Genomic DNA, 19,076 nt, shown 5'->3' with positions numbered 1-19,076 from the left:
AAATGCTCACGTTCCTTTTAAACTAGGCATAATATTTAGAAATTATCGTTTTTAGGAGCCAAAAAGATGTTAAAATATGAAATTTTCATTAATCCCAAATTAGTAAAGCAGTTGGATGATGATATTTGGACGAAGAACCATGTCCCCGGTGTTTTAAAAATGGGTGATAAACGCTATAAAATTGGGCTATGCTACCGGGGAAATGTCATTAGAAAAAAGAAGAAAAAGTCGTATCACATCGTATTTCAAAAGCCGACATTAGTTGATGGTGCCCATGAAATCCACCTAAACGCCGAGTACAGTGATATTTCCCTATCAAGAAACAAGCTGTCCCTTGACTTCTTTGAAAAAATCGGCGTCACTGCGCCGCACTCAAAACATGTTCTTCTTTTTATAAACGGAATCTGTAAGGGAATTTATTTGGAACTTGAATCGTTTGACCAATATCTGTTGCAAAAGCGGAAATTACCGCTCGGCCCTATTATCTATGCGACCAATTACCATGCCAATTTTTCCCTCTTAACACCTGAGAAGAACTTAAAAACCAGTTTACTTGAGGGCTATACGCTTAAATATGGGAATAAAAAAGATTTAAGCGACCTGGAGCAATGGATCGCGATGATTAACTCGTTAAAAAATGAAGATTTCCAAACAGAAATTCCGAAAATCCTTGATATTAACCAATATTTAACCTGGCTCGCCGGTGTTGTTTGCACCCAAAACTTTGATGGATTCATCCATAATTACGCCCTCTATAAAAATGGTGAATCCGGCCTGTATGAAATCACCCCTTGGGATTATGACGGAACCTGGGGACGGGACCTTCACGGCAGGCCAAACGATTATGACTTTGTCCCTCTTACCGGATTTAACACGCTAACTGGCCGACTGCTTCACTTTCCTGATTTTAAGAAGAAATATTTAGGCATTTTGTCTCAGATTCTCGAAAAAAATTTTACTGTGGATGCCCAAAAAATTAAGATTGATAATCTGATAAACTCCCTTAAACCCTATATTCACCTAGATCCGTTTTTCGACACAACCGAGGAAAGGCTCGATAAAGAGAAAGAATTTATCTACAACTTTATTAACGAACGGAATCGTTTCCTGACACAACAACTCCTCCAACTTCAATAATGGGATTCTATCTACATCTGCCTATTTTTACGCAAACCTGTGAAAAAAAGGCTACTTTATTAGTACAACATCCCACCATGACGAATATAGATGCAGTGTAAATGTTTATCTAAATAAAAGGAGGAAACTATGGGTTATGAATAAAGAAGCAATGATGCAGTACGTAGGCAAAATAATCAGGGTGGATCGGGGCGGCCCAGAGTCCAGGATTGGTAAATTGTTAGCAGTTCATGATGATTATTTTATCTTGCTTACCAAAAGAGATGGAGTGGTTTATTACAAAACCAATCATATCAGAAGTGTGACGGAAAGCTCGAAAGACCTAATGAAATTAGGCATCAAAGTTCCTAAGAACTTCGAGTATAAAACTGCCGAAAACTTCGTCAAACTTTTGGAAAGCATCAAATATCAATGGATACGGATCAACCGTGGCGGCCATGAGGCATTAGAGGGTGTTCTAAACGATGTCACGAAGGACATTGCTTCGTTAATTGTAAAGGAAGAAGTCGTCCGTTTTTCAATGAAACATATTCGAAACATCAGCTATGGATTAATCATTGGCGGTTCTAACGACGATTCCGGAAAATCCGACGGCGACGATGACGACAATGACAATAATAACGACAACGATAACAATGATGACAATGATAACAATCAAGACGAGGATAACGAATAATATCATGTCGCTTCTCCAACCGAGAAGCGACCCATTATCCCTAAAGGAGGCTGAAAAATGGGATTAGAGAAATTTACTATAGCATTAGATTTGCTACAGGGCTTCGACGTCAACCTTTTCGTCGGTGAAGAAGTCTATAAAGGAAAATTATTAGGCGTCGAATCTGACCACGTTGTTTTGGAAACCGAAGATAAATATATTTTTTATTATCGGATTGATAAAATTCAGGCAATCACGAAAAATACCAAGGATTTTAAAGTACAGAAATCAAAGGCTCATTTCCAACAAACACAGAGCTTAATAGAACTTTTAAATTCTTTTCAAAATACCTGGGTCAGCATCTTAAGTATTCATAAACAAAGATTTAACGGAGTCCTAGCCGAGGTAGATTCCGATTTTGTTACCCTAATAAACGGTGAAGAGCGAATCCTGCTAAAACTGGATTATGTTTCAAACATCCTAAAAGGAGTTATTAAAGAAGAGGAAAACAAAGAAGAAAAGAGTGAAAAGGCGGAAAGTCAAAGCAAGGACGTCAGCAATAAATCGAAGTCGAATGAGAAATCGGATTCAGATAAGAAAGACAGCAAATCAGAGAAAAAAGAAGAATCCGCCGATAAAAAAGACCAGCATTCAAATAATCAAGCCGCTGCTGAAAAAACAGACAATAAATCCGCGCAAAAAGATCTAGCTGCTGAAAAGCGTGAGCACAAATCTGACAAGCAGGCAAATACCCATCACACGGAGCAAGGAAAATCCGATAAGAAATCAAAGCACGATAACAAAGATGACGATAACAAATCAAAGAATGATAACAAAGATGACGATAACAAATCAAAGAATGATAACAAAGATGACGAAAAGAAATCAAAGCACGTTAACAAGGATGACGAAAAGCACCAGCAAGTAACTGTCTTGCAGCAAAGCACTACCACCTCCTGGTCGAAACCGATCAAGGCCGAAACATGTGTACCGTGTCAAGAAGAGGCTTCCTCCGATTCCAACAAAGAAAAATCGAAGTCCACGGAAAAAGCTTCCAAAGGCAATATGGATAAGAAAGGCCAACATGAAAGTGGCCAAAAGGATAAACCAAATGATGAGCCAAAAATGATGAAAGTAAAACCACTTCCACTCCCTCCTAAGGAAGCAAAGGGTAAAGACAAACCGAAGCAGGAATCAAAAGACAAAGACAAACAAAAGCAGGAAGCTAAGGACAAAGAAAAACAGAAGCAGGAATCTAATCAAGAAAAACAAAAAGAGGCAGCAAAATCGGAATCTCCACAAAAAGAAAAGCACTCAAAGGATATGGTTATGGAAAAGAACAATACGAGTTATGTCTGGAAACCAATCAGCCATGAAAAGAAATCGAAACGCTTTGCAGGTGAGCGCGTAGCAGCAATGAATGATAAAAAAGCCTCGGTTGCAACCGAAGCTACGAAAGAAAAAGTGAAATCCCAGGCGATTTCCAATAAACCTACAAAAAACAAAAATACTAGAGCATTCCTATTTGGCGGTGAACCACCAGTAAATGATACCGCAAGAGCCTTCCCATTTGCCGGATTCCCGAACAAGGTGAAGAAAACATCAGGTTTTTTAAATTTTTAATCACTACCAATGACCATGAAGGCTTACACAACCAACACATCAATGAATTCGATACCAAATGAATCAACTTACAAAAAGGAGCCGGGCACACGATGTTGTTCCCTGAGACGATTGCCATAGGTATTTTGACTGCCCTTCTCTTTTTGTAAAGTCGTTCTATCAGAAAGGATGTGAATGAATGAATTTGAAAAGCAATATCGGTAAATATGTGAAACTTGAATTATCAGGAAAAAAATTATTAAGCGGCATGATGGTAGATGTCGGCAGCGATTTATGCGTTTTATTCAACGGCCATGATTATTTATATATACCAACCGTTCATATTCAGAATTGGCAATTTTTAAAGAAAGACGAAATTGATGAGTTCACACTGACGAATGAACCTACCCCCATATATAATCATAATGAAGAAATCTCATTGAGGAAAACACTGACATCGGCAAAGGGAATTTTTTCAGAAATATATGTAACTAGTAACCAAGCACTGCACGGCTATATTATCAGCATCATGAACAATTACTTTGTGTTTTACTCCCCTATCTACAAAACGATGTTCATCTCCTTAAACCATCTGAAATGGCTGATCCCATATACAAACCATCAACGGCCTTACGGCTTGAGCAATGCCAGCCTGCCGGTAAACCCAAGCAATATCACATTTGCCAGATCCTTTGAAATTCAAATTGAAAAACTAAAGGGCGAATTGATTGTATTTAATATAGGTGAAAATGAAAATGTAATGGGTAAAATACAAGGAATCAAGGATAATTTCGTAGAGTTAATTACAGCAAAGGGAGATCCAGTTTATTTAAATCTCCAGCATATTAAAACGGTGCACATGACGTAGACATCCTATTTTTTTCGGCGGGTAAGTGAACAAGCCAGACTAGACCTAAAAAAACGGACAGAGTTGTCCGTTTTTTACTTATTTTTCACGTAAGCGGTTTGTGATTTTTCGGTAACTCGGATTGACAATAGTTCAAATGCCAGTCCATATAGGAATGTAACCAGGAACATGGACGCAATCATATCAAAAATGACATGCTGCTTCACAAACAGTGTTGAGATGATAATCAGACTTCCAACGATATGAATACAAGCCGTGTTTAGGACATGCTTGCTTTTAATATGAAGCGACGCCAGCATAACCGCAAAGGTGGTTAACACATGGATGCTTGGAAAACAGTTGTATGGCTGGTCTTTGGTATAAATCCACTGAACCAGCAACGTCATGAAACCGTCCCCCTCAAGCGCCGGCCGTGGGACGTGAGTCTGTAAAAAGAAATAAATCAGAAAACAAATCAGTTCTCCTGTCACAATTAGTAAGATTGTTTTGAAATAGACCTTCGTATTCTTAAAGCAAAAATAAATCAAATAGCAGAAAATATACCCATACCAAAGGATGTAGGGAATAATAAATACTGGCAGGAAGGGAATTTCCTGGTCCAAAGTGGTTGTCAAAACCACTGCTTTATTCGGCCGATTGTTAAGTAATTGATATATTCCGGCTAACAACGGAAATACCAACAGAACCAACAAATACGGCAGCTTTTTTGTAAATCTGCTCACTGTTCCCTACCCCTCTTATCATAAATACTTATTCAAATTCGCAGTTCCTCTGCCTCGGAAACGATTTTTTGAATAAGCTCATCTACGGTTTGTTTCTTGGCCAGTCGTGGACTTTGGCCAGCCCAAAGTGAAAGAAAGTCTACTTTTCCGTTTGCAGCTGCAGCCTTTCTGATCGCTTTGGTCAGCTCATTTTGCAATGGGTAGTCAGGCAGACTCTCCTCAGCCATTTTCAGCTTCTCAATGAAACGGTTATGGATTCCTCTTGCCGTTTTTCCTGAAAAAGATTTGGTTAAGACCATTTCGTCTTCAGTAGCTTTAAGAATAGCGTCCTTGTGCAGATGGTTCGCTCCGCTTTCCTTGCATACCAAAAAGGCTGTTCCCATTTGCACGGCCTGGGCTCCAAGGCATCTTGCAGCCATCAAACCTCTGGCGTCCATAATTCCTCCTGCCGCTATAATCGGAATGGTGATATTATCAGCGGTTTGCGGAATCAGCGACATTAGTCCGATTAAACTTTCATTGGCGCTCCGATGAAAGGTCCCGCGGTGGCCTCCTGCCTCGACGCCCTGAACCACAACGGCATCCATTCCAGCTTTTTCGTTCAGAAGCGCCTCTTGGACCGTTGTTGCAGTTCCTATTAATAATGACGAATTTTGTTTTAACTTCGTTTCAACTTCCTTTGATGGAAGCCCAAAAGTAAACGAGCAAACCGGAATCTTTTCCTCTATTAAAATATCGATCTGTTCATGGAAGGTTTTCAGGTCAGTTTCATAAGTTGGCAACTGCGGCGACTCATCCTTTATCTCCAACTCTGTTAAAATTTCCTGTAAAAATTGCTTGGCTGTTTGAAGTTTTTCCTCATCCATTTCATATGGGATTGGCACAAATAGATTGACGCCAAAATTTTTGTCTGTTAACTTACGAATTTCTTTAATTTGTGTTTCCAACTGAATCGGGGTTAAATAGCCTGCCCCGATCATGCCTAGCCCGCCGGCATTGGATACGGCCGCGACCAGCTCAGACGAGGTGACCCCGCCGGCCATAGGTGCCTGAATAATGGGATACTGAATGTTAAATAATTTGGTTAATGAATTTTTCGACATCATTTTTCACCGCCATAATTTTCTGAAGTTTCTTTAAAAGTAACATTTTTCTCCGAAATATTGAAGCTATTCCCGGGAGTAAATTGAAAATCATCAACTCTAGTGCCATAATTTTAATAAAGATCATCTTCTTAGGGGGGATTTTAAAAATGGGGATACGGTTTCGAAAGAGCTTTAAAATTGCGCCGGGGGTCAGGATGAATGTCGGCAAAAAAGGGGTTGGCGTCAGTTTTGGTGGACCAGGTTTGCGGTATTCCATCAATAGCAGCGGCAGGAAAACCACAACGGTCGGGATTCCCGGCTCCGGGCTTTCCTATTCGACTACATCCGGGTCAGGCAAAAAATCGTATATGACACCAGCATATCAAAGAAATAATGAGTTGGCCCGGATGCAGCGGGAACAGCAAAAGCTTCAGGAATTGGAGTACGCCAGATTACAGGTGGAGCTGTATGAGAATCGCTTGGAGCAGATTCGCTCCATCCATCACGAGTGTGACGATCCGATCAACTGGCAGGAAGTGTTCCACCGTGAACCTCCATTTCTTGCCGGTCAGGAGGGTCCGAATACATCGGCGGCACGCCAGCAGCTCCAGGCCTACCAACCCGGCTTAATGGACCGGCTGTTTAACCGGGATGAGTCGAAAAAACAGAAGCTTTACGAGGACGTTGAAAAGGCAAAAGTGGTTGATGCTGAGTTAATAGCGGCCTGGCAGAGGATGCACGATGTAGCCGGTCGGATGCTTAACCGCGATATCGATACATATTTTGAAGTGATTGAAGAATTCGCACCACTTGATGATCTGGTGGAATTCGGCAGCGGCTTTGAGTTTGGCACAGACAACCCGAACGAAATCCATGTCTCATTTGATGTCAATGCAGGAAACGTGATCCCTGAAAAAGCGTTGTCATTGACGAAAACCGGCAAGTTGTCAGAGAAAGCGTTAACGAAAACTGCCTATTATGATATTTATCAGGATTATGTGTGCAGCTGTGCGCTCCGAATCGCGCGGGACATGCTCGCCCTGCTGCCCATCAACTATGTCTACGTCCATGCTTTTGAAGAACGGCTTAATCCAGCAACAGGATACGCGGAAACCATAACTATTCTTTCCGTTAAATATGACCGAATCACCCTGAACCGACTAAATTTTACTAACCTGGACCCATCTGATGCCTTGGCCAACTTCCCGCACAAAATGAAATTCAAAAAGACGCAGGGGTTTGAGGATGTGGGTACTGTAATAAGTTAATGGTGTTATTAATGGTGGTTGAGTGACTATTGGTGTCAGGCACCGAACGTGGACAATTGTCCGCCTACGGCGGACACAACACAAAAAAGAGAAACCTCAAAACCAGGTTTCTCTTTCCAATTTTTGTTGTTCCTAGCTGTTTGGCTATGCGCCAGTTTGGATGCGGGTGAAGCCATGATAACGGGTGCCCTGGAAAACGAGTTCGCCTTTGTCGCCTTCAGCCAATTGCCCATATTCTGCCCCGCTCACCCGGAATTCCGTCCTGTCTCCGCTTTCAAACTGGAACGTGACAAAGTACCTCGTGCTGGATGGTGCATCCCCTGCCCCGCCCCGGACTTGAGTTCGTTTGGAAACAACCAATGCATCCACGTTTAATTTTGGCTGATTGTTATTATTGCTCCACTCCTTAATACCCCTGGCAAATGAAAATAGAATAAGACCGATAACAATGATAAAAAAGATTGGGACAATCGTTGGGATAATACTAAATAGATCAAATCCTGACTCAACCCCCATGTGGTGTTCCCCCTTCTATGTATCTATTTCCACTATAACGATTAGATTCACCATCGTGCAATCATAATTTGTAATATTGGGATATTTTGAAGTGTATGGTAAGCTTAAACCATACATAAATAGTGGATATTTAGGTTGGTGGTGGAAATGGAGCGGATCATTTTATTTGACGGAGTTTGTAATCTTTGCAACAGTAGTGTGCAATTTATTTTAAAAAGGGATCCTAAAGGCCAGTTTGGGTTTGCTTCCTTGCAGGGTGAGGCTGGACAAAAGATGATTCAAAAATTCCGGTTAAATCCGGATATTAACAGCTTTGTTTTAATAGAAAACGAGAAGGTTTATCTTGAGTCAACGGCGGCGTTAAAAGTGTGCAAGGGGCTGACGGGTGGATGGAAACTGTTCGCTGCCTTCCTCATCATACCCCGCCCTATTCGTGATGTCGTATATAAGTTCATCGCTAATAATCGATATAAGTGGTTCGGCAAAAAAGAAAGCTGTATGCTTCCATTGCCGGAATGGCGAAAAAGGTTTTTAGACTAAGAAGGATCGGATAGACATCATTAAAAGAGGCTGGCTTTTTTGACCAGCCTCGTACCTGTTTTTTAAGATTTTTGATAGTTTAAATCCCAAATCACGCCAAATGCATCCTTGACCTTAGCATATTTGGCTCCCCAGAAGGTATCCTGCAACTCCATGTGGACTGATCCTTTTTCAGAAAGAGCATCATAGATTGTCTGAATCTCCTCTTCACTTTCAAAGTCCAGAGTTAAAGAGATATTATTTCCGACGACGACCTTGCTGCCTGGAAAAGCATCCGACACCATAATCAACAAATCGCCCTTTCTAAACTGGGCATGGATAATCCGGTCATTCGCTTCCGGCGGAGTTGGATAATCTGCCTCCCCGTAGGTTTTCAAATTGGAAATTTCCCCGCCGAATACATCCCGATAAAATTCCAGCGCCTCTTTGGCATTGCCATCAAACATCAAGTAAGGTGTAATTTGTCCTCGCATTCTAAAACCACTCCATATCATTTATGTATTTGACTAATTTTATGCCCCCTGGTAGGAAGCCTTATGAAACATGCCAATAAACCGAAATACCTGCTCCCCATTGTCCGGAAGCACGGAGTCAGACACCAATTTTACAAACATTGCCCGGTACGTTTCCGGGACCCAAATATAATGATGGACATAATCGGTTATGGTAAAACCGCACTTTTTCCAAAATTGGATACGCGCCAGATTGTCGGGAGTCATATCGGCTTCGGTTTCTATGACCATGCCATTAAATCTTCCATCCGATAGGCACCAGTCCTTTATCATTTCAACCATTTGCAGGCCAATCCCCCGGTGTTGAAATCCTTCATCCACCGCCAGATAATCTATCAACAGCGCTTCGATTCCTTTCAACTCACCTGTAATCGCCATGGCGACTACCTCGTCTTCAATAAAGCCGACATGCAAAAAGCAAAGCTTTTTCCGAAACATGTTTCGGAGAATTTTCTCTGGCTTGGCACCCTTTCCGGCAAAAGCCTGCTCGTAAATGCGGGAAACCTGTTTACACAGTTCCTCGTTCCATGAGTCAACAGTCTTGACTTGCAACAGACAGCAACCTTCCTTCTAAAAATAAACTTCCTTGTCCAAAATGACTTCCTTTGGCCGTTCTTCCATTGGCATCGCGTAGGGCATTAAGGCAAAAGCAACCCCATCGAGTTGATCCGGCAACCTTCGCGTGACCAGAAACTCAATCTGGGTCTGGCCATCTCTGCCGTGGACACCGTGCCTGTGCACTTGGTAATCTACACTCCCTGCTACTTCTAAGATCAGATGCGACCGAATCATACCAAGATTCTTTTCTCTATCAAGCTGCTCAATTTCAACTGTAATAATACTGCCATTTTGATGCTGCATGGCGTGCGAAATTAAATACTGAAAATCTCCCACAGTTGTTTTTTTCATGATTGGAATAACATTTAACAGTTCCCCGGGTCCTTCCGGTACATAGGAATGCGGACCCTCGTTAACACTGTGAAAGAACCAGCTTACTTGCGGCATCTCTATTTCATACTGTTCAGCCCATTTTTCCATTTGTTCAGAAGACGGAAAAAATCTTTTTCCGTTCGCCAGTTTTTTTCGTTCATGAAGAAGTTGAAGCAGTTTCTCATCAATTTCCTTAAAATGGTCATTGTAATCGTTTCGAATGCTGCGAAATTCAGCCCATCCCATCCCATTTCCCCCTTATCACTACCTGTACCAAATTATACCAATTAAAAAACAATAAAAAAAGAGCCTTCGACTATTGTCGAAGGCCCAAGCGAGAATTTAGCTGCCTGCTAAGCTCTCAAATTAGGAGGTCTAAACTCAGAAGAATTTAAACAATTTCATTCTATCATTTTCGTAATTTTCACACAACACTTTAAAGCAATAAAGTGAAAAATGTCACACAAAAATAATATTAGCCTTAAAACAATAAATCTAAAATCTCCTGATTGACAAACATGTATATACAAGTTAGAATGAAACCGTAATCAAAACTTGTATATACAGGTTAGATATAAAATGAAATGAAACCGCAAACACTACCTGTATATTAGGCATGTAATGATTTGAAAAATAAACGAGAAAATCAGGTCTTCAAAACCTGAACACGGGGGGAAATACAATATGTCAAAGTACACTGAACCGGCAAAAGAACTGCTGGAACACATTGGCGGAAAAGACAACATCGCAGCCGTTACCCATTGTGCAACGAGAATGCGTTTTGTCTTAAAAGATCCTGGCAATGCCGATATTAAAGAAATTGAGTCCATTAAACTGGTAAAAGGCACTTTTACCCAAGCCGGGCAATTCCAAGTCATTATCGGAAATGAAGTGGCCAGTTTTTATAACGAATTCACAAAACATGCCGGTGTGGAAGGAACAACCAAAGATGACGCAAAGGTTGCGGCAAAGCAAAACATGAACTGGCTGCAGCGTGTGATGGGGCATCTTGCCGATATCTTCACACCGCTCATTCCGGCGCTTGTAGTCGGAGGTTTAATTCTTGGTTTCAGAAACGTCATTGGCGATATTAAATTAATGGAAGACGGAACAAAAACGATTATCGAAGTATCCCAGTTTTGGGCCGGTGTTCACGCGTTTCTTTGGCTGATTGGCGAGGCGGTATTCCACTTCCTTCCAGTTGGTATCACCTGGTCAGTTGCAAAAAAAATGGGCGCGTCGCAAATTCTTGGGATCGTTCTAGGTATTACCCTTGTTTCGCCACAGTTGTTGAATGCATATGGCGTAGCTGGAGCAAAGGAAATTCCAGTTTGGGATTTCGGATTCGCTCAAATTGAAATGATTGGTTACCAGGCTCAAGTTATTCCAGCCATTTTGGCAGGGCTATTATTAGCCTTCTTGGAAAATAGATTGCGTAAAATCGTGCCAAATGCGATTTCCATGATTGTCGTTCCCTTCTTCGCATTAATCCCGACTGTCTTGATTGCCCATACTATTTTGGGTCCTATCGGCTGGACAATTGGCTCATGGATCTCCGATGTCGTGTATTCAAGCTTAACTTCTGCATTTGGCTGGCTGTTTGCAGCAATCTTTGGTTTTGCTTATGCACCGCTTGTCATCACTGGTTTGCACCACATGACAAATGCCATCGACCTTCAGTTGATGAGCGAACTTGGGGGCACCAACCTTTGGCCAATGATTGCGTTGTCCAATATCGCTCAAGGCTCTGCCGTGCTTGCGATGATTTATATTAACCGGAAAAATGAAGAAGAAAAACAAGTATCAATTCCAGCGGCTATTTCTTGTTATCTTGGAGTAACTGAGCCTGCTATGTTCGGTATTAACCTGAAATACGGCTTCCCATTCCTGGCTGCGATGCTTGGTTCAATGGCGGCAGCCGTCATCTCAGTTGGAACTGATGTTATGGCCAACTCCATCGGTGTCGGCGGTCTCCCTGGCATCCTGTCTATCCAGGCGAAGCATATGGGCATGTTTGCAGTCGCAATGGTTGTGGCCATCGTCGTACCATTTATCTTAACTTTCATTTTTGCCAAAACAGGCATGAAGAAATTTGCCTTTAAAAAATAATCAGGAAGGAGGGAGATGCATCCCTCCTTTTCCATATTAAAGAACGAGGAAGGTGTATCAAATGTCAACAGCTTGGTGGAAAAACGCCACAGTCTATCAAATCTATCCAAAAAGTTTCAAAGATACAACTGGAAACGGAACCGGCGATCTTCAAGGGATTATTGAAAAACTGGACTATTTAAATAAATTAGGAGTAGATGTCCTCTGGCTCACCCCTATCTACCAATCGCCGCAGCGCGACAATGGCTATGATATCAGCGATTACTATAAGATTTACGAAGAATACGGAACAATGGAAGACTTTGAACAGCTCCTTTCCGAAGCCCACAAGCGCGGCTTGAAAATCATGATGGATATCGTCATAAATCATACCTCAACAGAACATGAGTGGTTTCAGCAGGCAAAATCGTCGAAGGATAACCCGTACCGTGACTTCTATATATGGAAGGACGGCAAAGAGGGGCAGCCGCCGAATAACTGGCAGTCCAAATTTGGCGGTTCGGCCTGGGAATTCGACGAAACGACCGGCCAATATTACCTCCATCTCTTCGATGTCACCCAAGCTGACCTGAACTGGGAAAACGAAAAGGTGCGCAAAGCCTTATACGAGATGATGCATTTTTGGCTAAAAAAAGGCGTCGATGGATTCCGTCTCGACGTCATCAACCTAATTTCGAAAAACCAGCATTTCCCTGAAGACGATACCGATGGCCGCAGATTTTATACCGATGGACCAAGAATCCACGAGTTTTTACATGAAATGAACGAGCAAGTTTTTTCAAAATATGATTTAATCACGGTCGGTGAAATGTCGTCCACGTCCATCGACCACTGCATCCAATACACGAAACCAGAACGTAAAGAATTAAATATGGTGTTCAGCTTCCATCATCTAAAGGTTGATTACCCGAACGGCGACAAGTGGACAAAGGCCGACTTCGACTTCCATGCCTTGAAAAAGATACTTTCCGACTGGCAGGTGGAAATGAACAAAGGCGGCGGCTGGAATGCCCTGTTCTGGTGCAACCACGACCAGCCCCGTGCCGTGTCACGATTTGGCGATGACGGCCGCTATCATAAAGAATCGGCGAAAATGCTGGCCACTGCTCTCCATATGATGCAGGGCACCCCGTACGTTTACCAAGGTGAGGAATTTGGCATGACCAATCCGAAGTTTGACTCGATTGACCAATATCGTGATGTGGAATCCTTGAACATGTTCCAAATTTTGAAAAACAAAGGCATGGATGAACAGGAAGTTCTGGAGATTTTAAAACAAAAATCACGGGATAATTCCCGAACACCGGTTCAATGGAATGCCACGCACAATGCCGGGTTTACCAGCGGAACACCATGGATTGATGTTGCACAGAACTACACTGAAATAAATGCAGAAAACACGTTGAACGATCACAACTCGATCTTCTATCACTATCAGAAGCTGATACAGTTGCGGAAGCAGTACGAAGTGATCGTCGAAGGCGATTTTGAGCAACTGTTGGAAAATGATGATGAGATTTTTGCATATGTTAGGAACCATGGGTCGGAAAAGTTGCTGGTGATGAACAATTTTTACGGCAAGGAAAAAACAGTGAACCTCCCAGCTCAATTAAACCTTGCTGATTTTACAAGTGAAGTGTTACTCTCTAATTATCAGGACACCGCCCTGCTTGACCGAAGAATCCATCTGCGGCCGTATGAGTCGGTTGTCTATTATTTAAAAAGTAAACGGGGATACCAATGACAAACAAATATCTAACCATTTATAACCATATTGTCGAGCAAATCAAACATGGGGAAATTTCGCCGGGAACGCTGCTTCCCTCCGAGCATGAACTAACTGAACAATTCAACACCTCGAGGGAAACGATCCGCAAAGCGCTCAATTTACTCGCGCAAAATGGTTATATCCAAAAGGTTAGAGGCAAGGGCTCCATCGTGATTGACCTGTCCAAATTAGATTTTCCGATTTCCGGGCTGACCAGCTTTAAAGAGCTGGCGCAAAAAATGGAAAAGAAATCGAAAACGATTGTCAATGAGCTCTCGTTGCTGAAGCCTGACGCCTATATCCGCCAGCAGCTGCAGCTCTCCGGTAAGGACCAAGTCTGGAAGGTCATTCGCACCCGGGAAATCGGCGGTGAAAAAATCATCTTGGACCGCGATTTTTTGGCGAAAAAATTTGTTCCGGAACTAACCGAAGAAGTTTGCGCGGATTCCATTTATGCATACTTGGAGAACGAGCTGAACTTAACCATCAGCTTTGCCAAAAAGGAAATTGTCGTCGAGGAGCCGAACGAGGAGGACCGCGACCTCCTCGACCTCGATGGCTTCCATAACATCGTCGTCATCAAAAACCATGTCTATTTGGATGACGCCAGCCTGTTCCAATATACCGAATCGCGGCACCGCCCTGATAAGTTCCGGTTTGTCGACTTTGCGAGGCGGACGCACTAAAAAAGGAGATCTCATGGCGAGGTCTCCTTTATCTATATTTTCAGCCCGAAATGCTCCTTCGCCAACTCCTTGAACCGGGCCCGGTCAATTTCCTCCTTCACTTCTCTGTCGTCAATCCGCTGCGTGAACGAAGTTTCCGATAACACTAAACTGCCGTTGCTGGTAAGCCGGGTTGCGAGATAACCCTTATTAAACCCGGACGCCGGGCTTTCGACAATAATTTTTTGAATTTCATTCAATTCAACGTCTGTAATCGTTGTTGTGGAGTCAAACGCATAGCCGGTTGCCCAATCGTCATGGCGGTGCTTCAGCTTCATCTCCATGACAAAGTCGCCATGCTCTGTCCCCTCTTCCTTAACACGAAAGTCCCCGTTGCTGGAAGTAACAGTCTGCCCGTTTAGCGGAACCGGCTTTAACGGAATATTCCCGCCGAAACCGGAGTCAACCAAATATTGCATGCCTTCATGCTTCACCAGATTCAAAACATGCGTTCTTCCCGTCTCGCTCCAGTCCTGGGTCTTGCTATTAAAAACCACCCCGCCTACCATCTTCACGTCGAAACCGTTCTCGAGCAAAAAGTAATACAAGATCGTATTTAGTTCATAGCATACCCCGCCTTCCCCCTGGGTTAAAATTTTTTCAACAACATTCTCTCTCGAAATATCGTTGAAGCTTTTGTTCATGACGCAAATATTTTCAAACGGGATCGTAAACGCGATTCGCTCTAAAACCTCATCCAATTTTTCAAATGTAATCCGTTCGTGCTCCGGGAAATCGATTCGCTCCCTAAATAATTGGTCTATCGAAGTCATCCTTTTCACTCCCTTTCTGTTTTTTGCTAAAATGGACATAACTATTTAACGAGGTGATGCACGATGTGCGGCCGTTTTACCTTAACCGCGTCGATTGACCAAATTCTTGACCGTTTTGATATTCAAGCGTTTTTAGATGAAGAAAACTATGCACCCAGTTACAATATTGCCCCATCACAGTCTGTATTAGCAATTATTAACGACGGGAAAGCGAACCGGATGGGTTTTCTCAAATGGGGCCTGATTCCCCCTTGGGCAAAGGATCCATCCATTGGCTATAAAATGATTAACGCCCGTGCCGAAACAATTGCCGAAAAACCAAGCTTCCGCAAGGCTTTTCAAAAAAAGCGCTGCTTAATCATCGCCGACAGCTTTTACGAATGGAAGCGGCATAACGATAAAACGAAAACACCGATGCGGATTAAATTAAAGTATGAAGACTTGTTTGCCATGGCGGGAATTTGGGAGCAATGGAAATCGCCAGAGGGAAAATCGGTATTTTCCTGCTCGGTTATCACGACAACACCAAACGAACTGATGACGGAAATTCACGATCGGATGCCGGTAATCTTAAAGCCAGAGGATGAAAAAACATGGTTGAACCCGGCGATCAACGACCCCAAGGAAATGGCACGATTCCTTGTCCCGCTTGATCATAATCTGATGGAAGCCTATCAAGTATCTCCTTTGGTTAACTCACCGAAAAATAATTCGATTGAACTGATTCAAGAGATCTGCTGACGTCCATTTTTTCAGACCAGGACAAGTTGCTCACATGGACGTAAAATTTTTTTCAGCCACAGGACAAGTCGCCTACATGCACGTCCACCTTCCGGCATAGGATGTACTAACCCATAAGTTTTTCCTTCTAAAAAGTGGCAACTGGCCACTTTTCTTTTTTTGGTACAGAAGTGGTTGGTCAGGCGAATATGGTTTTAAAATACATGTTTTATAAGAGGCTCCAACAATGGTTGTTGGCGGCCTTTTTTAATATTTCCTCAACTTTTCAGAATAGTAGTATAATAAAGAAAATGACCAAAGAAGGTGTATTTTTATGGACAACCATGTGCAAGAGTTTAAAAAACTGCCGACTACCTGCATTTCTGACGCAATGGATGGACTTAACAACCTAGACCCATCTATCAAACCGCTTAAGGAAGATTACAAGCTTGCCGGCCGGGCTTTCACAGTCAAGATTCCTGTTGGAGACAACCTAGCTGTTCTTAAAGCGATCCGCAACGCCAAATCGGGAGATATTTTGGTAGTCGATGCAAAAGGCAACCAATACCGGGCCATTGCCGGTGACTTTGTCGTGGGCATGATGCAGACAATAGGAATCGGCGGTTTGGTGGTAGATGGCGTCATTCGCGATATCGTGGGAATAAAAGAGTTAGATTTCCCTGTTTTTAGCAAGGGAACCACTGTGGCGGCCAGCGGTAAAGCCGGTGTGGGCGAAATCAATGTCCCAATTTCCTGCGGGGGAATGCCGATTCACCCTGGCGACATCATCGTTGGTGATGCGGATGGGGTCGTTGTCATTCCACAGTCCAGCGAACAAGAGGTTCTGGCAAAAGCCTTGGAAAAATTAACAAAGGATCAAGAAAGAGAAGCAAAGATTTCCGGAAACCAGGACGCAATTTTTAAGCATTTGGATCATCTTTTAGGAAAATAAAACGAACCCCCCTTTCCGCTGTGGATGGGGGGGTTTATATTCCTGACCGGAAAAGCTTCGAAACCTTCCGAACCATTTTACGAAAGAACTTAAATATTCCTGCAAAAAACCGGATGATTCCGTGAAATACAACCTCAATTATAAATTCGACAATGAGCTCAAACAAGAAATTCATGATGTTTCCTTTCTTTTTAAAAAGCCGAAAATATTATAAAAGCATATGATAAATATGCAACTCTCCTTTAGACCCCATAGTCCGAACTCCTTTATCGACAAATCCGGATTTCTTGTATACATGCTGCGCCAAAGCATTCCCGTGATTAACCGATAGGATGATTTCATTCCGGTCCGGAAAATGCTGTTTTACAAACTCGGGCAAGAGCGCCATTGACTTCTGGGCAATTCCCCTTCCCTGAAAAGCAGTATTCACTGAATATCCCCGCAACAGAATCGCGGCCCGATTATCCCAGTATTCCTTCACACCCTCCCAGCCATGCAAGACAAAAAAGCCAGCCGGCAAGTCATTATAAAAAATAACAACCGGAAATCTGGTTGGATCCTTTTTACAGGCAAGCAGGGCATCCAATGGGTGCGCGGTAAACTTCACCTGATCTTCTGATAAATAGTAATCCTCTAAATAGCTTCTATATTTTTCATTAAAAAAATCTAGCACTACAGTTTCAGTTGAAGTAGATGGCTCCCCCATTTTCATTTCCCCCTGGCAAATATAAATTCTTTTCATATTTTATCAAAAAATGGAAAAAAGGAGCCAAATTTAAAAGCTCTCCTGCTTACATTTTATTGGCAGTAAGCCACACCATGGAAGCTGGATTTTCAGGTCCGCTGCCAAGCTCAGCTACCAATTTTCAATCAGAGCCATTTCTAGAAATACTAATGTACTAAAAACGATCACAGCCAATGTTAATAAAATATTGGATTTTAGAGATACATTGGTCATGATCCTGCCAAATTGAAATAGGAAAATTAGGTAAATTGGAACGGTCGGCATCATACTCTTAGAACTTTTTATGCTTGAAGGAAAAGAAACATACTTTTCAGCAGTCATACTTTTTTGGCGAAGGTTGGGAAATATATGAATATGAATGACGTAATACAGGGATGATGGCATTGGGAATGAAAGCAAAAAAGCTGCTCTATCACTTGATTAAACTTCGGGATAAGATTTTCGTTCCGTTCGTGCTGTTGTACATTTTATTGGCCGGACTCGGAATCTATCTTATTGAACCACAAACCTTTGAATCATACATTACTTCAATTTATTGGGTTTTAACCACCCTGGCAACAGTCGGATTCGGGGATTACGCCCCGGTTACGGATCATGGAAAGATTTATACCATCTTCCTGTACATTACAGGAATCGCACTGATTAGTGTTTCTATTGGAAAAATGATTAAATCCGTCTATTTGATTGACCGGATGAAGGTTGGAGGAAAAATGAAATATACGGGTAAGGACCACATCATCTTAATTGGCTGGAGTGCGAAATCCAAATTGGCGATTCGCGAAATTTTTAAATCTGACAAGAAAATGGATATCGTCATCATCGACGATTTGGAAAAAGCCCCGATGATGGAAGAGCGCCTCTATTATGTGCGCGGCAATGCCACGGAAGAAGAAACTTTATATAATGCCAATCTGCCAAAAGCAAAAGGGGTGATTATTTTTGCGGACCAAATCACCCAGGATAACTACGCCAATCGCGACCCGCTCCTCGTTGATGGCAAAACCCTGCTAATCGCTACCGCCATCACGACACTTGAGGAAAAATTAAAAAAAGAAATTCACGTCACTGCTGAGGTGATTAACCAAGAACATATTCAATTGTTTAAGCATGTGAAGGTTGATGAGTTCATTCCAACACAGGAGATGATTTCTCATGCAGCGGTAAGGTCACTGTTTTCCCATGGGGTCACCAACATCTATTCGGAATTGATGAGTACGCAGCATCGGGAAACAATGTACGAAATTCCGAAACAGCCGGAATGGAAAACGTATCGGGATGCGTTCATGGATTTGTTAGATAAAGGAGCCACCTTGGTAGCCGACCGCGGCGACCTCCACATCAACCAAAAGCTCGACCAGCCGATACCGCCCGATGCCCAGTTATTTGTCATTTGTGATAAGGAAACCATTAAAGAGCTAAACCCTGAAATGGAAAAGGATGCTTGAAAAA

20 protein-coding genes are annotated in these 19,076 nt (G+C 42.4%); 12 read left to right on the top strand and 8 right to left on the bottom strand.

The window, feature by feature from the left end; genetic code table 11:
* Positions 1 to 66: 66 nt before the first annotated feature.
* The 4 genes from M3234_RS06320 (at position 67) to M3234_RS06305 (ending at position 4,262) form a co-directional block, all read left to right on the top strand.
* Positions 67 to 1,137, top strand: a complete 1,071-nt coding sequence (locus M3234_RS06320; RefSeq protein WP_262303891.1) for a CotH kinase family protein — start codon at positions 67 to 69, stop codon at positions 1,135 to 1,137.
* Between the two features lie 136 nt (positions 1,138 to 1,273).
* Positions 1,274 to 1,813, top strand: coding sequence for a hypothetical protein (locus M3234_RS06315; RefSeq protein WP_262303890.1), 540 nt, complete (start codon positions 1,274 to 1,276; stop codon positions 1,811 to 1,813).
* 57 nt (positions 1,814 to 1,870) lie between these two features.
* Complete coding sequence (locus tag M3234_RS06310) at positions 1,871 to 3,415, top strand: hypothetical protein (RefSeq protein ID WP_262303889.1); 1,545 nt, start codon at positions 1,871 to 1,873, stop codon at positions 3,413 to 3,415.
* 178 nt (positions 3,416 to 3,593) lie between these two features.
* Complete coding sequence (locus tag M3234_RS06305; RefSeq protein ID WP_262303888.1) at positions 3,594 to 4,262, top strand: DUF2642 domain-containing protein; 669 nt, start codon at positions 3,594 to 3,596, stop codon at positions 4,260 to 4,262.
* Between the two features lie 74 nt (positions 4,263 to 4,336).
* Here the strand turns inward: M3234_RS06305 and M3234_RS06300 are convergent, their stop codons facing one another.
* Positions 4,337 to 4,984: a phosphatase PAP2 family protein gene (locus M3234_RS06300; protein WP_262303887.1), complete on the bottom strand. Its 648-nt coding sequence runs from the start codon at positions 4,982 to 4,984 to the stop codon at positions 4,337 to 4,339.
* A 32-nt stretch (positions 4,985 to 5,016) separates the two neighbouring features.
* Positions 5,017 to 6,087, bottom strand: coding sequence for an NAD(P)H-dependent flavin oxidoreductase (locus tag M3234_RS06295; protein ID WP_262304126.1), 1,071 nt, complete (start codon positions 6,085 to 6,087; stop codon positions 5,017 to 5,019).
* 149 nt (positions 6,088 to 6,236) lie between these two features.
* Between M3234_RS06295 and M3234_RS06290 the strand changes: the two genes are divergently transcribed.
* Entirely contained in the window at positions 6,237 to 7,337 is a 1,101-nt protein-coding gene (locus M3234_RS06290) for a DUF4236 domain-containing protein (RefSeq protein WP_262303886.1), read from the top strand.
* Positions 7,338 to 7,481: 144 nt separating this feature from the next.
* Here M3234_RS06290 and M3234_RS06285 read toward each other — a convergent pair whose 3' ends face one another.
* Positions 7,482 to 7,853, bottom strand: coding sequence for a DUF2500 domain-containing protein (locus M3234_RS06285; protein ID WP_262303885.1), 372 nt, complete (start codon positions 7,851 to 7,853; stop codon positions 7,482 to 7,484).
* Between the two features lie 147 nt (positions 7,854 to 8,000).
* Here M3234_RS06285 and M3234_RS06280 point away from each other — a divergent pair, with 147 nt between their 5' ends.
* Positions 8,001 to 8,393 (top strand): thiol-disulfide oxidoreductase DCC family protein, encoded by a 393-nt coding sequence (locus tag M3234_RS06280; RefSeq protein WP_262303884.1) that lies wholly within the window; start codon positions 8,001 to 8,003, stop codon positions 8,391 to 8,393.
* Positions 8,394 to 8,455: 62 nt separating this feature from the next.
* Here M3234_RS06280 and M3234_RS06275 read toward each other — a convergent pair whose 3' ends face one another.
* From M3234_RS06275 to M3234_RS06265, 3 genes are read right to left on the bottom strand one after another with little or no spacing between them, the layout of a single operon-like run.
* Positions 8,456 to 8,866 (bottom strand): VOC family protein, encoded by a 411-nt coding sequence (locus M3234_RS06275; RefSeq protein ID WP_262303883.1) that lies wholly within the window; start codon positions 8,864 to 8,866, stop codon positions 8,456 to 8,458.
* A gap of 39 nt (positions 8,867 to 8,905) precedes the next feature.
* The gene (locus tag M3234_RS06270; protein ID WP_262303882.1) at positions 8,906 to 9,457 is read right to left on the bottom strand and encodes a GNAT family N-acetyltransferase; all 552 of its coding nucleotides are present in this window, start codon (positions 9,455 to 9,457) and stop codon (positions 8,906 to 8,908) included.
* An 18-nt stretch (positions 9,458 to 9,475) separates the two neighbouring features.
* Positions 9,476 to 10,081 carry a vacuolar protein sorting-associated protein 54 gene (locus M3234_RS06265; protein ID WP_262303881.1) on the bottom strand — a complete coding sequence of 202 codons (606 nt, stop codon included), beginning with the start codon at positions 10,079 to 10,081 and terminating at the stop codon, positions 9,476 to 9,478.
* 438 nt (positions 10,082 to 10,519) lie between these two features.
* Between M3234_RS06265 and treP the strand changes: the two genes are divergently transcribed.
* The 3 genes from treP (at position 10,520) to treR (ending at position 14,398) form a co-directional block, all read left to right on the top strand.
* Positions 10,520 to 11,944: a PTS system trehalose-specific EIIBC component gene (gene treP, locus M3234_RS06260; RefSeq protein ID WP_262303880.1), complete on the top strand. Its 1,425-nt coding sequence runs from the start codon at positions 10,520 to 10,522 to the stop codon at positions 11,942 to 11,944.
* A gap of 61 nt (positions 11,945 to 12,005) precedes the next feature.
* On the top strand, positions 12,006 to 13,688 hold the full coding sequence (gene treC / locus M3234_RS06255) for an alpha,alpha-phosphotrehalase (protein WP_262303879.1): 1,683 nt from the start codon (positions 12,006 to 12,008) through the stop codon (positions 13,686 to 13,688).
* The gene (gene treR, locus M3234_RS06250) at positions 13,685 to 14,398 is read left to right on the top strand and encodes a trehalose operon repressor (RefSeq protein WP_262303878.1); all 714 of its coding nucleotides are present in this window, start codon (positions 13,685 to 13,687) and stop codon (positions 14,396 to 14,398) included. The genes treC and treR overlap by 4 nt, the downstream gene beginning before the upstream one ends.
* A 32-nt stretch (positions 14,399 to 14,430) precedes the next feature.
* On the opposite strand, the gene M3234_RS06245 is transcribed toward treR, so the two are convergent.
* Positions 14,431 to 15,210: an arylamine N-acetyltransferase family protein gene (locus tag M3234_RS06245; protein ID WP_262303877.1), complete on the bottom strand. Its 780-nt coding sequence runs from the start codon at positions 15,208 to 15,210 to the stop codon at positions 14,431 to 14,433.
* 63 nt (positions 15,211 to 15,273) lie between these two features.
* Here M3234_RS06245 and M3234_RS06240 point away from each other — a divergent pair, with 63 nt between their 5' ends.
* Positions 15,274 to 15,951 carry an SOS response-associated peptidase gene (locus M3234_RS06240; RefSeq protein WP_262303876.1) on the top strand — a complete coding sequence of 226 codons (678 nt, stop codon included), beginning with the start codon at positions 15,274 to 15,276 and terminating at the stop codon, positions 15,949 to 15,951.
* Positions 15,952 to 16,264: 313 nt separating this feature from the next.
* The gene (locus M3234_RS06235) at positions 16,265 to 16,882 is read left to right on the top strand and encodes an RraA family protein (protein WP_262303875.1); all 618 of its coding nucleotides are present in this window, start codon (positions 16,265 to 16,267) and stop codon (positions 16,880 to 16,882) included.
* A gap of 208 nt (positions 16,883 to 17,090) precedes the next feature.
* Here M3234_RS06235 and M3234_RS06230 read toward each other — a convergent pair whose 3' ends face one another.
* Positions 17,091 to 17,588, bottom strand: coding sequence for a GNAT family N-acetyltransferase (locus M3234_RS06230; protein WP_262303874.1), 498 nt, complete (start codon positions 17,586 to 17,588; stop codon positions 17,091 to 17,093).
* Positions 17,589 to 18,016: 428 nt separating this feature from the next.
* Here M3234_RS06230 and M3234_RS06225 point away from each other — a divergent pair, with 428 nt between their 5' ends.
* A complete protein-coding gene (locus M3234_RS06225) occupies positions 18,017 to 19,072 on the top strand; it encodes an ion channel (RefSeq protein WP_262303873.1) in 1,056 nt (351 codons plus the stop codon).
* Positions 19,073 to 19,076 lie beyond the last annotated feature (4 nt).

This window comes from Neobacillus niacini (genome assembly GCF_023715785.1).
Classification (GTDB): domain Bacteria; phylum Bacillota; class Bacilli; order Bacillales; family Cytobacillaceae; genus Neobacillus; species Neobacillus niacini_E.
The sequence above is the reverse complement of the archived record's forward strand: the minus strand, read 5'-3'. Positions and strand labels throughout refer to the sequence as shown.